Genomic DNA, 12361 nt, shown 5'->3' with positions numbered 1-12361 from the left:
CGCATGCGCGGCGCGACCCCGCTCCACCCGCTCCACCCCGAACGACATAGACGCAGACTTCGAAAACGCTGAATCGAGGGGAACACCTCCCGTGCCTGCCACCACCCGTACCACCCTGCGCCGCGGCCTCGCCGCTGCCGCCGCCCTGCCGCTGCTGATCGGCGCGCTCGCCTCCTGCGGCTACGGCTCCGACGCCAAGAACGACGAGAAGAAGGTGGCCGCCGAGGGCAAGAAGCTCTCCGCCGACACCGTACGGCTCGGGTACTTCCCCAACCTCACCCACGCGACCGCGCTGATCGGCGTCCAGGACGGCCTGATCCAGAAGGAGCTGGGCGGCACCACGCTGAAGCCGCAGACCTTCAACGCCGGCCCGTCCGAGATCGAGGCGCTCAACGGCGGCTCGCTCGACATCGGCTTCATCGGCCCCTCGCCGTCCATCAACGCGTACGTCAAGTCCAAGGGCAAAAACCTGCGGATCATCTCCGGCTCCGCCTCCGGCGGCGTCAAGCTGGTCGTGAACCCGGACAAGATCAAGACCCTGGACGACATCAAGGGCAAGCGGATCGCCACCCCCCAGAAGGGGAACACGCAGGACGTCGCGCTCCTCAACTGGATCGCGGAGAAGGGCTGGAAGGTCGACCCGGAGTCCGGCAAGGGTGACGTCTCCGTCGTCCGCACGGACAACAAGGTGACCCCGGACGCCTTCAAGTCCGGCTCCATCGACGGCGCCTGGGTGCCCGAGCCGACCGCCTCCAAGCTGGTCTCCCAGGGCGGCAAGGTCCTCCTCGACGAGACCACCCTGTGGCCCGACAAGAAGTTCGTGATCACGAACATCATCGTGTCGCAGAAGTTCCTCGCGGAGCACCCGGACGTGGTCGAGGCCGTGCTCAGGGGGACGGTGAAGACCAACGAGTGGATCAACGCCAACCCGGACAAGGCCAAGGAGTCGGCCAACGCGGCACTGAAGGCGGAGACCGGCAAGGCCCTGGACGCCAAGGTCATCGACCCGGCGTGGCCGAGCATCGCGATCACCGACGACCCGCTGGCCGCGACGCTGAAGACGCAGTCCGAGTGGGCGGTCAAGGCCGAGCTGATCAAGCAGCCCGACCTGGCCGGCATCTACGACCTGAAGCTCCTCAACAAGGTGCTGAAGGCCGCCGGCAAGCCCGAGGTCTCCGACGCCGGTCTCGGCGTCAAGTAACCGCCGAGCCGACGAACCAGACCGCGAATCCGTAACCCCAGGAGGTGACGACCATGGCCACGACGTTCGCCAAGGCTGCCGAGGGCACCGTAGCGGAGCAGACGCACGCCGCCCGGATCGAGCACGTCTCGAAGTCCTTCTCCGGCCCGGCCGGTACCCAGCTCGTCCTGGACGACGTCAGCCTCGACGTCGCTCCCGGCGAGTTCGTCACCATCCTGGGGGCCTCGGGGTGCGGCAAGTCGACCTTGCTGAACCTGGTCGCCGGGCTCGACCGGCCGACCCAGGGGTCCATCGCGACCCCGGGCGGCCGGCCGGCCCTGATGTTCCAGGAGCACGCCCTCTTCCCGTGGCTGACCGCGGGCAAGAACATCGAACTGGCCCTGCGGCTGCGCGGGGTGGCCAAGTCCGAGCGCAAGCCGGAGGCCGAGCGGCTGCTCGAACTCGTGCGGCTCGGCGGCGCGTACGGGAAGCGGGTGCACGAGCTGTCCGGCGGCATGCGGCAGCGCGTGGCCCTCGCCCGTGCGCTGGCGCAGGACAGCCAACTGCTGCTGATGGACGAGCCGTTCGCGGCGCTGGACGCCATCACCCGGGACGTGCTGCACGGTGAGCTGACCCGCATCTGGGCGGAGACGAACCTCTCGGTGCTGTTCGTCACCCACAACGTGCGCGAGGCGGTGCGCCTCGCGCAGCGGGTCGTCCTCCTCTCCTCCCGCCCCGGCCGGGTGGCGAAGGAGTGGACCGTGGACATCCCGCAGCCGCGCCGCATCGAGGACGCGGACGTCGCGGAGCTGTCCCTTGAGATCACTGAACACCTGCGTGGGGAGATCCGCCGCCATGGCCAGCACTGACACCACCCCGAGGGCCAAGAAGGACGACCTCGCCGGCCTGGAGGCCGGTCTCGACGCCCTGGACGCGGTCGAGATCCGCCGTACGCCGGTGCGGGAGGTCCTCGTCAAGAAGGTCCTCCCGCCCACGCTCGCGGTCGTCCTGGTCCTGGCCGTCTGGCAGATCCTGGTCTCCGCGAAGGTCACCGACGAGACCAAGCTGCCCGCGCCGTCCGCGGTGTGGGACGGTCTGACCGACATGTGGCTCCAGGGCACCCTCCTCGAGGTCATCTGGACCAGCGTCTCCCGGGGCCTGGCCGGCTTCCTGCTCGCGCTCGCCATCGGCACCCCGCTGGGTCTGCTCGTCGCCCGGGTGAAGTTCGTGCGCGCCGCGATCGGCCCGATCCTGTCCGGCCTGCAGTCGCTGCCCTCGGTGGCGTGGGTGCCGCCGGCCGTGCTCTGGTTCGGCCTGAACGACGCGATGATGTACACGGTGATCCTGCTGGGCGCCGTCCCGTCCATCGCCAACGGTCTGGTCTCCGGTGTCGACCAGGTCCCGCCGCTGTTCCTGCGGGCCGGCCGCACCCTGGGCGCCACCGGACTCAAGGGCACCTGGTTCGTGACGCTTCCGGCCGCGCTGCCGGGCTACCTGGCCGGTCTGAAGCAGGGCTGGGCGTTCTCCTGGCGCTCCCTGATGGCCGCGGAGATCATCGCCTCATCCCCCGATCTGGGCCTGGGCCTCGGCCAGTTGCTGGAGAACGGCCGGAACAACATCGACCTGCCCGGCGTGTTCCTGGCGATCCTGCTGATCCTGGTCGTCGGCATCGCCATCGACCTGCTGATCTTCAGCCCGCTGGAGCGCTGGGTGCTCCGCACCCGCGGCCTGCTGGCGAAGTGAGCCGATCACCCATGAACCGACCCGTCCTCCTCGTCGTCGCCCACGGCAGCCGCGATCCGCGGCACGCGGCGACCGTCCAGGCGCTGGTGCGCCGGGCCGGTGCGCTGCGGCCGGGGCTGCGCGTGGAGACGGCGTTCCTGGACTTCAACCTGCCGACGGTGCCGGGGGTTCTCGACCGGCTGGCCGCCGACGGGGTGCGGGACGTGGTGGCCCTCCCGCTGCTGCTGACCCGGGCCTTCCACGCGAAGGCCGACATCCCCGCCGTACTGCGCCAGGCGCCGCCGTCGCTGCGGATCCGGCAGGCGGAGGTCCTCGGCCCCTCGCCGCTGCTCATCGCGGCGGTGGAGCGGCGGCTGTACGAGGCCGGGCTCGCGCCCGGCGACAAGAGCACGACCGGGGTCGTCCTGGCCTCGGCGGGCTCCACCGACCCGGAGGCGATCGCGGTGATCGCAGAAACGGCGCGGGAGCTGCGGCGCACCGGTTGGTGCTCCGTGCGGCCCGCGTTCGCCTCCGCATCTCTGCCGCGTACGGAGGACGCCGTCCGGGCCCTGCGCACGGACCCGGGCGTCCGCCGGGTGGCCGTCGCCCCGTACGTCATCGCGCCCGGCCGGCTCCCGGACCGCATCGCGGCGGGGGCGACGGAGGCGGACGTCCTCGCGGGCGTCCTCGGCCCCTCCCCCGAGCTGGCCCGGCTCCTCCTGGAGCGGTACGACGGTGCCCACGCGGCCCGTCCGGCCGTGGCCCACTCGGCCTGACGCCCGCCCTTCGGGGGCCTGCCCTCAGCTGAAGTCCAGGCCGCCCGTGCGGGTGCGCTTGAGTTCGAAGAGGTCCGGGTGGCCCGCCAGGACGCGGAAGCCGTCGAAGAGTTCGGCGGCGCGGGCGCCGCGCGGGACCGCGCGCAGGACCGGGCCGAACCAGACGGTGCCGTCGACGTGGATCGTCGGGGTGCCGACGTACGCCTCGGCCTCGGGGTCCTTGCCGGCGTCGTGGCTGCGGCGGACGGCCTCGTCGTACGCCGGGTCGTGGGCGGCCTCGGCGAGTTCGGCCGGGAGGCCGAGTTCGGCGAGGGACTCGGTGATCACGGCGTCGAAGTCCTTCCGCTTCCCCTCGTGGATCCGGGTGCCGTACGCGGTGTAGAGCGGCCGCAGGATCTCCTCGCCGTGCCGCTCGGCGGCGGCCGTCGCGACCCGGACGGGGCCGAGGGAGGCGTCGACGAGTTCGCGGTACCAGTCGGGGAGGGTGGTGCCCTCGTTGTGCAGGTACAGGCTCATGACCTTGAAGCGGAGGTCGATGTCCCGTTCGCGCTCGACCTCCAGGATCCACCGGGAGGTGATCCAGGCGAAGGGGCAGGCGGGGTCGAAGTAGAAGTCGACGGTGGGGCGGGGCTCGGGCCGGGTCTCGGTGCTCGTCATGGGCCGAATCTAGCCGCGAAGTGGCCTACGGCCTTGGTCCATTGGGCGGCTCTCCGGCTGGGCCATTCGGCCATTCCACGGTCCGGGCCCCACTGTCCCGCGCGCTCAGTCCGCCTTGGTCATCTCCACCAGCTTGACCACGGTGTTCCAGTTGCGGGCGGTCACCACCAGGCCCTTCACGACGGCCGGGCGGGTGAGTGCATCGGCCAGCTTCGAGCGGCCCAGGCCCTCGGGGACGTACAGGTACAGCACCCGGTCGCCGAGGGCGAAGGCCTCGGGAGCGAAGGCCTCCTGGTCGATGGCGGCGAAGCGGCCGGGGTCGGCGGGGCCGGAGAAGTAGAAGGCGTGGAGCTGCTTGCCCTCCAGTTCGGCCGCCGGGAAGGGGCAGTTCTCGGCCACGGCGGCCAGGTAGTCGGCGTCGCGGACGAGGCAGTCGACGCGGAAGCCGAAGTGGCCCTCGATCGCGTCCTCGATCTCCGTGGTGAGCGCGTCCGCGGTGGCGGCCCGGTCGGTGGTGAAGACCGCGTTGCCGCTCTGCAGATAGGTGCGGACGTCCCGGTGCCCGAGCTCTTCCAGGACGGAACGGAGCTGCGGCATGGGGACCTTGCGGTGTCCGCTCACGTTGATGCCGCGCAGCAGGAGCGCGTAGGTCTGCGTCATGGGATCAGGGTAGGGCGGGCCACCGCGCCTCGTGGGGGGTGGCGCGGTGGCTGGTTCGAACACTCTCCGATCAGAGGGAGTCCGGAAAGGGCCCGTCACTCATCTGTGACTTATTCAACAAACTTTCGTAATGACGAACCGCCCGTGAAGGTGTCATTTCCGCTGATAGCGGGCGAGCACCCGGTTGCCGTCCGCGACCAGACGTCTGCTCAGCTCGGCGCCGTCGATGGCGCCGCTGTAGTACTCCTGGAACGCCGGGGTCGCCACCTTGTCCTTCCATTCCGGATACCCCCGCACCGACTGCGCGGGCGCCGGCCGCAGCCGTTCGGCCACGGCGGCGCCGGTCGCCCAGCCGTCCCGCGCGGTGTGCAGGGCGGGGTCGGCGAGCGCCGCCGTACCGGTGGGCAGCATCCAGTCGCCGCGCGCGAGCCGCACCATGTTCTCCGGGCGCAGGAAGAAGTCGAGGAAGGCGGCCGCCTCCTTCTTGTACGGGCTGTCCTCGGCGATCGACAGGGTCTGCGGGGAGACGCCCTGGGTGAGCCCGGCGCTCCCGGCGGGGGCGGGCAGCACCGTCCACTCGAAGCCCTCGGGGGCCTGCTGCGCGATCTGCTGCCGGTAGGCGAAACCCAGCGGGACCATGGCGTACTTCCCCGCGAAGAGGCCCGGCAGGGTGTCGGAGCCGCCGCTGCCGAGCGTGGTGCGCGGGGCGGTGCGGTCGGTGACGACCAGGTCCCGGATGGTGCCGGGGACGACGGCGTCCGCCTCGGTGAAGCGGACGGTCACCCGGCCGTCGGGCTCCCGGTGGAAGAGCTGCCCGCCGGCCGAGAGCCCGAGGTTGAGGCTGACGGAGACCGGTTCCTTGAGCGGCCAGGCGACCGCGTACCGGCCGGGTCCCATGCTCCGGGTGAGGTCCTGGGCGATCTGCCGGAACTCGCTCCAGCTCCAGGGCCTTTCCGGGGTGGGGACGCGGACGCCGGAGGACTCCAGGATCTTCCGGTTGGCGATGATCACCCGGGGTTCCTGAAGGAACGGCACTCCGTAGACCCCCCGGTCGGCGCCGAAGGTGGTGGTCTCCCAGCTGCGGGCCGGGATGTCGGCGCGGAGCCGCTCGGACAGCAGCGGGCGCAGGTCGGCGAGGTCACCGCCGTAGGCGAAGTCGGCCAGGTCGTCGGAGGCGTCGTGGATGATGTCGGGCGCCTCGCCGCCCTCGAAGGAGGTGAGGAGCTGGTCGTGGACGGAGTCCCAGCTGCCCTGGACGTACTCGACCTGGATGTCGGGGTGGGCGGCGTTCCACTCCTTCACGAGCTGCCGGTTGGCGTCGACGGACTCCTTCTGCCAGGCGAGCGACTGGAAGCGGAGCCGTACGACGCCGTCGTCGGGGCCGTCGTGCCCGGCGGTGCAACCGGTGAGGAGCAGGGCGAGCGCGGCGGCGCAGGTCAGGAGCCGTCTCATGACTTCACCGCCCCGGCCAGCATCCCGCCGCTGATCCGGCGTTGGAGGAGGGCGAAGACGACGAGGGACGGCAGGGTGGCGAGGAAGGCCGCCGCGGCCAGCGGGCCGAGGTCGGCGACGCCTTCGGCGCCGAGGAAGTGGGTGAGGACGACCGGCAGGGTCTGCTTCTCCGGCGTCTTGAGCAGGACGAGCGCGAAGAAGAACTCGTTCCACGCGGTGACGAAGGCGAACAGCGCGGTGGCGACGATGCCGGGGGCGAGCAGGGGGGCGGTGACGGAGACGAGGGTGCGGAGCCGGCCCGCGCCGTCGACGGCGGCGGCCTCCTCCAGTTCGGCCGGGACGGCCCGGACGTACCCCATCAGCATCCAGAGCGCGAAGGGCAGCGACCAGACGACGTAGACCAGGACGAGACCGAACCCGCTGTTGACGAGGTGCAGGTTCTTGAGGATCAGGAAGAGCGGGATGATCACCAGGACGAACGGGAAGGCCTGGCTGACCACCACCCAGCCGGTGGCGGCCGAGGTGAGCCGGCCCCGGTGGCGGGCCGTCACATAGGCGAGCGGGGTCGCGATGAGCACCGCGATCACGGCGGCGGCGACCGCGGCGACCAGGCTGTTCCCGGCGGCCCTGAGCAGCGGCTGCTCGTCGAACGCCTGCCGGAAGTTGGCGAGCGTGGGCTCCTCGGGGATCCAGGTGGGATGCAGCGAGGCGAGTTCGGGGGCGGGCTTGAAGGCCGTGGAGACCAGCCAGAGGAACGGGAAGGCGAGGAAGACCAGGTACGCGAGGAGGGCCAGGTACTGGCCCGCCCGCGCGGGTCCGCTCGTCCGGAGGGCGCTCACCGGTCCTGGTCCCCTTTCAGCCGTCGTACGAGGGAGAGGGCGATGAGCACCGAGACGGCGGCGACCATCACGCAGCCCATCGCGGCCGCGTAGCCGAACTGTCCGTAGCGGAAGGCCTCTTCGTAGGCGAAGAGCATGGGGAGCCGGGTCCGGCCGCCCGGCCCGCCGTTGGTCAGCACGTAGACCAGGGCGAAGGAGTTGAAGTTCCAGATGAGGTTCAGGGCGGTGATGGCGAGCGCGACCGGTCGCAGGGCGGGCCAGGTCACGGCCCGGAAGCGGCGCCAGGCCCCGGCGCCGTCGAGCGCGGCGGCCTCGTGGAGTTCGCGCGGGGTGTTCTGGAGTCCGGCGAGCAGGGCGACGGTGGTCTGCGGCATGCCGGCCCAGACGCCGACGAGGACGACGGCGGGCAGGGCGGTGGCGAGCCCGGAGAGCCAGTCGCGGCCCTCGCCGAGGCCCAGGTTCCGGAGGGTCTCGTTGAGGATGCCGGCATCGGGGTTGTAGACGAGCCGCCACATGATGCCGACGACGACCTCGGGCATCGCCCAGGGGACGATGGCCAGGGCCCGCGCCAGCCAGCGGAAGCGGAGTTTCTGGTCGAGCAGCAGGGCGAGGCCGAGGGCGAGCAGGAACTGGGGGACGGTGACGCCGACGGCCCAGACGATCCCGATGCGGAACGAGTCCCAGAACAGGGTGTCGTGCAGCAGGTCCTGGAAGTTGAGGGTGCCGATCCAGCGGGTGGCCTGGGTGCGGCCCGACTGGGCGTCCGTGAAGGCGAGGGCGATGCCGTAGAGCAGCGGGCCGACGCTGAGGACCAGGATCGGGAGCAGCGCGGGGAGCACCAGGAACCAGGCGCCGAGGTCGGGGCCGCGCGGGCGTGTCCCGTGGGCGGCGCGCGGAGTGCGCGTCCGGCCCGGCCGCTTCGTCGCGGTCACCGAGCTCACCGATCGACCCCCGTCCGCCGCCCCCGGCCGCCGCCGCGGGAATCCCGCCATGGTCCTGAGGGTCCGGCGGGGCGTCAAGGCGATCTGCGCGGTGAGCTGCGCGGATGGGAGACTTTGGCGCAATCGCACGGGTCGCGGTCGTCCGGATCGCGGCAGTGCGGGCCGCGGTCGGCCCGATCGCGGTCGCGGAGGACATCGCGGTCGTCGGGATCGCGGTCGCACAGGCGACGGGAGAGTTCGATGGACGAGGCGCGGGCGCGGGAGATCCTGGCCGCGGCGGGGCTGCCGGCCGGGGAGGCGCGGCTGAGGGCCCTCGGGGAGAACGCGGTCTTCACCCTGGGCGAGCTGGCCGTGAAGGTGGGCCGGGACGCCGAGGTGTTCGAGCGGGCCGAGCGGGAGCTGGCCCTCGCGGCCTGGCTGGAGGACGCCGGGGTCCCGGCCGTGCGGGCGGCCGAGGAGAAGCCGCGGCTGGTCGAGGGGCACCCGGTCACGTTCTGGCACCGGCTGCCCGAGGCCGTACGGCCGGCCGAGCCCCGTGACCTGGCGCCGCTGCTGCGGCGGGTCCACGCCCTGCCGGAGCCTGAGGCGTTCACGCTGCCGCGCCGGGAGCTGCTCGGCGGGGTCGAGCGGTGGCTGCGGCTCGCGGGCGACGCGATCGACCCGGCGGACGCGGCCTTCCTGCGGGAGCGGCGTGATTCCTTCGCTCCGGCGGCGGCCGCGCTGACCCCGCACCTGACGCCGGGCCCGATCCACGGCGACGCGCTCCCCCGGAACGTCCACGTCGGTCCGGACGGCCCGGTCCTGATGGATCTGGAGACCTTCTCCTCCGACCTGCGCGAGCACGACCTGGTGGTGCTCGCGCTCTCCCGGGACCGCTACGGCCTCGACCCGGCCGCCTACGAGGCCTTCACCGAGGCGTACGGCTGGGACGTCCGGGAGTGGGAGGGGTGCGCGGTGCTGCGCGGGGCGCGGGAGACCGCGAGCTGCGCCTGGGTGGCCCAGCACGCTCCGGCGAACCCGAAGGCCCTGGCCGAGTTCGAGCGGCGGGTGGCCTCGCTGCGGGACGGCGACCCCGAGGTGCGCTGGTACCCGTTCTGACATCATGGGTCCCTCGCGAACGGGACGAGGGGAACGGGGTGTTGAGATGCGGGTGCAGCTGTCCGAGGTGAACCTCGACGTCGAGGTGAGCGGGGAGGGGCCGGCCGTGCTGCTCGTGCACGGCTTCCCCGACAGCCATCGTCTGTGGCGTCATCAGGTCGCGGCGCTGAACGACGCCGGTTTCACCACGGTCGCGCCCACCCTGCGGGGCTTCGGCGCCTCGGACCGCCCCGAGGGCGGCCCCGCGGCGTACCACCCGGGCAGGCACGTCGCCGACCTGGTCGAGCTCCTGGCGCACCTCGACCTCGACCGGGTCCATCTGGTGGGCCACGACTGGGGTTCGGGCATCGCGCAGGCCCTGACCCAGTTCTACCCGGACCGGGTGCGGAGCCTGAGCATCCTGTCCGTCGGCCATCTGGCGTCGATCCGGTCGGCGGGCTGGGAGCAGAAGCAGCGGTCCTGGTACATGCTTCTGTTCCAGCTGGCCGGGGTGGCCGAGGACTGGCTGGCGCGGGACGACTTCGCGAACATGCGGGAGATGCTGGGCGAGCACCCGGACGCCGAGTCCGCGATCGAGGCGCTGCGCGCGCCCGGAGCGCTGACGGCCGCGCTGGACATCTACCGCGCGGGCCTGCCGCCTGAGGTGCTGTTCGGCGCGGACGCGCCGGCGGTGCCGCTGCCGGAGTCGGTCCCGGTGCTGGGCCTGTGGTCGACCGGCGACCGTTTCCTCACCGAGCGCTCGATGGCGGGGACGGCCGAGTACGTCGCCGGGCCGTGGCGCTACGAGCGCGTCGAGGACGCGGGCCACTGGCTGCAGCTCGACCAGCCGGAGAGGGTCAACGAACTGCTGCTCTCCTTCCTCAAGGAGAACGGCTAGCCGGCCACCGCGACGGCGGGGCGCAGGGGCCACGTGGAGTCGACGACGGCCTCCGCGTCGCCCTTGCGGCGCAGGAAGTCCTGGAAGTTCTCGGCCCAGGCGCGGTACCAGCCGATCTGCCGCTCGTGGAGCTCGGCCGGGTCCAGCTCGGCGACCTCAGGGTGCCGCTCGGCTATCGCGACGGCGACCCGGACGGCGGCGAGCGCGTCGGCGGCGGCCTGGTGGGCGGCTTCGAGGACGACTCCGTACTCCCCGCAGACCGCCTCCAGGTTCCGCTTGCCGCGCCGGTAGCGGTCGACGGCCCGGTCGATGGTGTACGGGTCGACGACGGGCCCGATGGCGGTCCCGCCGAGCCGCTCCTCCAGGGAGGGCAGTCCGTGGCGGCGCAGCTCGGCCGCGAGGAGCGTGAGGTCGAAGGAGGCGTTGTACGCGACGACGGGCACGCCCTGGTTCCAGTAGCCGGTCAGCGTCTCCGCGATCTCGTCGGCGACCTCGCGCACCGGCCGGCCCTCGGCCGCCGCCCGCTCGCTGCTGATGCCGTGGATCGCGGAGGCCTGTTCGGGGATGCGGATGCCCGGGTCGGCGAGCCAGTCGCGCTGCCGGACCACGCGCCCGTCGTGGAAGCCGACGATCGAGGCCGTGACGATACGGGCCTCCAGTGGGTCGGTGCCGGTCGTCTCCAGGTCGAAGCCGACCAGCGGTTCCCCATGCCAAGCCATCGGGTCCTCCTTACGTGATCTCCCCCGTGGTGCTGACCACCCTCGCACGGGCCACTGACAACGCCCCCGACTGCCCCCGGCCGCGCCCGTCGGGGAGTCAGGAGACGGGGCGGGAGTCGAGCCAGACGGACTCGAATTCCTCCCGGTATGTCTCGAAAAGTCCGTGATCGCCGTCACGCATCCCCTGGCCGTGGCGCACCACGTTCCGCCCGCCGCCGCGCAGTACGAGCACCGGCGCCTCCATGCCCCGGGCCCGGCGCAGATAGGACTGCACGACCCCGACCCCGTCCGGCCCGTCGCCGTCCACCAGATAGGCGGTGAAGCGGGGGGTCTCGTCGAAGACGTGGATCTGGAAGGCGTCGGGGTCGCGGAGCTTGGAGCGCACCCGGCGCATGTGCAGGATGTTCATCTCGACCGAGCGGCTCAGCTCGCCCTTCTTCAGGCCGAGTTCGCGCTCGCGGCGCTTGACCGCGCTGCTCGCGGGGTTGAGGAAGAGCAGCCGCGTCCGGCAGCCGGACTCGGCGAGCCGGACCATGCGGCGCCCGGAGAAGTTCTGCACGAGCAGATTGAGGCCTATGCCGGTGGCGTCGAGCCGGCGGGCGCCGCCGAAGAGGTCCTCGGCGGGCAGCTGCCGCTGGAGCCTGACCCGGTCGGGGTGGACGGAGACCACGTCCGCGTACCGGTCGCCGACGAGGTCCTCGACGGCGTCCACCGGCAGCCGGTCGGCGGAGGGCACCCCGGCGCCGCTGCCGAGGATCTCCAGGATGCGCGCGGAGGCCCGCTCGGACTGGGCGAGCACGGTCAGCGACAGGGCCCGGTTGCGGGAGACCACGTTGCGGGTGACCTCCAGCTCGTCCAGGGCGAGCTCGACCTCGCGGCGGTCGTCGAAGTAGGGCTCGAAGCAGGGCCAGTGCTGCACCATCAGCTCGCGCAGCTGGGGCAGGGTGAGGAAGCTGAGGACGTTGTCGTCGGCGGGGTCCAGGAGATAGCCCTTGCGCCGCGAGACCTCGCGGACCGCGACGGCCCGCTGCACCCACTCCTGGCCGGCCGGGCCCGCCGCGGCCACCACCCACTCCTCGCCGTGCACCGGTTCGTACACGGGCCGCAGGACGGCGGCGACCACGGCACGCAGCCGCTGTTCGACGAGATTCAGCCAGATGTAGGCCCGTCCGGCGCGCTGGGCGCGGGTGCGGACCTCGCTCCAGGCCTCGGCGTCCCAGTCGAGCTCGGCGCCTATCTCCACCGGCCGGGCGACGGCGACCGTTCCGGGGGGCACGGCGCCCGGCGGCGCGGCCGCGCCGGGCGGGGCCTCGGCGGGGCCGGCGGAACCCTTCTCCTGACCCGGATCCCCTGGGGGCAGCTCCAGACCTCCCGAGCTCACCCGCGCACCGCCTTCTGCTCCTGGACGCCCGTGTCGACCGGTCCGACAACGATCAAGGA

The 12361-nt window shown here is 72.3% G+C and carries 13 protein-coding genes; 6 read left to right on the top strand and 7 right to left on the bottom strand.

The annotated features are described in order from the left end of the window. Window positions 1–91 precede the first annotated feature (91 nt). The 4 genes from DEJ43_RS29670 to DEJ43_RS29655 are packed head-to-tail and all read left to right on the top strand — an operon-like array spanning window position 92 to window position 3678. Complete coding sequence (locus DEJ43_RS29670; RefSeq protein ID WP_015037094.1) at window positions 92–1201, top strand: aliphatic sulfonate ABC transporter substrate-binding protein; 1110 nt, start codon at window positions 92–94, stop codon at window positions 1199–1201. Between the two features lie 53 nt (window positions 1202–1254). Next, complete coding sequence (locus tag DEJ43_RS29665; RefSeq protein WP_015037093.1) at window positions 1255–2049, top strand: ABC transporter ATP-binding protein; 795 nt, start codon at window positions 1255–1257, stop codon at window positions 2047–2049. Further along, complete coding sequence (locus tag DEJ43_RS29660) at window positions 2036–2923, top strand: ABC transporter permease (RefSeq protein ID WP_015037092.1); 888 nt, start codon at window positions 2036–2038, stop codon at window positions 2921–2923. Before DEJ43_RS29665 ends, DEJ43_RS29660 begins: the two co-directional genes overlap by 14 nt. An 11-nt stretch (window positions 2924–2934) precedes the next feature. Further along, window positions 2935–3678, top strand: a complete 744-nt coding sequence (locus DEJ43_RS29655; protein WP_015037091.1) for a sirohydrochlorin chelatase — start codon at window positions 2935–2937, stop codon at window positions 3676–3678. A 24-nt stretch (window positions 3679–3702) separates the two neighbouring features. On the opposite strand, the gene DEJ43_RS29650 is transcribed toward DEJ43_RS29655, so the two are convergent. From DEJ43_RS29650 to DEJ43_RS29630, 5 genes are all read right to left on the bottom strand, one after another. Continuing rightward, window positions 3703–4335 (bottom strand): mycothiol-dependent nitroreductase Rv2466c family protein, encoded by a 633-nt coding sequence (locus tag DEJ43_RS29650; RefSeq protein ID WP_015037090.1) that lies wholly within the window; start codon window positions 4333–4335, stop codon window positions 3703–3705. A gap of 105 nt (window positions 4336–4440) precedes the next feature. Next, entirely contained in the window at window positions 4441–4995 is a 555-nt protein-coding gene (locus DEJ43_RS29645) for a DUF1697 domain-containing protein (RefSeq protein ID WP_015037089.1), read from the bottom strand. 153 nt (window positions 4996–5148) lie between these two features. Next, window positions 5149–6447, bottom strand: coding sequence for an ABC transporter substrate-binding protein (locus DEJ43_RS29640; protein ID WP_015037088.1), 1299 nt, complete (start codon window positions 6445–6447; stop codon window positions 5149–5151). Beyond that, window positions 6444–7286, bottom strand: coding sequence for a carbohydrate ABC transporter permease (locus DEJ43_RS29635; RefSeq protein WP_015037087.1), 843 nt, complete (start codon window positions 7284–7286; stop codon window positions 6444–6446). The genes DEJ43_RS29640 and DEJ43_RS29635 overlap by 4 nt, the downstream gene beginning before the upstream one ends. Next, window positions 7283–8278, bottom strand: coding sequence for a carbohydrate ABC transporter permease (locus DEJ43_RS29630; protein ID WP_015037086.1), 996 nt, complete (start codon window positions 8276–8278; stop codon window positions 7283–7285). The genes DEJ43_RS29635 and DEJ43_RS29630 overlap by 4 nt, the downstream gene beginning before the upstream one ends. A 189-nt stretch (window positions 8279–8467) precedes the next feature. Between DEJ43_RS29630 and DEJ43_RS29625 the strand changes: the two genes are divergently transcribed. Both DEJ43_RS29625 and DEJ43_RS29620 read left to right on the top strand, forming a co-directional pair. Continuing rightward, window positions 8468–9325, top strand: a complete 858-nt coding sequence (locus DEJ43_RS29625; protein WP_041663037.1) for a phosphotransferase enzyme family protein — start codon at window positions 8468–8470, stop codon at window positions 9323–9325. A gap of 46 nt (window positions 9326–9371) precedes the next feature. Then, entirely contained in the window at window positions 9372–10202 is an 831-nt protein-coding gene (locus tag DEJ43_RS29620; protein WP_015037084.1) for an alpha/beta fold hydrolase, read from the top strand. Here the strand turns inward: DEJ43_RS29620 and DEJ43_RS29615 are convergent. Then, window positions 10199–10921: a 3'-5' exonuclease gene (locus tag DEJ43_RS29615; protein WP_015037083.1), complete on the bottom strand. Its 723-nt coding sequence runs from the start codon at window positions 10919–10921 to the stop codon at window positions 10199–10201. The two genes, DEJ43_RS29620 and DEJ43_RS29615, sit on opposite strands and share 4 nt — an antisense overlap. A gap of 97 nt (window positions 10922–11018) precedes the next feature. Beyond that, window positions 11019–12302: an SAV2148 family HEPN domain-containing protein gene (locus DEJ43_RS29610; protein ID WP_041663036.1), complete on the bottom strand. Its 1284-nt coding sequence runs from the start codon at window positions 12300–12302 to the stop codon at window positions 11019–11021. Between the last annotated feature and the right edge of the window lie 59 nt (window positions 12303–12361).

The sequence above is a fragment of the Streptomyces venezuelae ATCC 10712 genome, from assembly GCF_008639165.1.
Classification (GTDB): domain Bacteria; phylum Actinomycetota; class Actinomycetes; order Streptomycetales; family Streptomycetaceae; genus Streptomyces; species Streptomyces venezuelae.
Note: the sequence above shows the minus strand (reverse complement) of the source record. Positions and strands in the feature narration are given on the sequence as shown.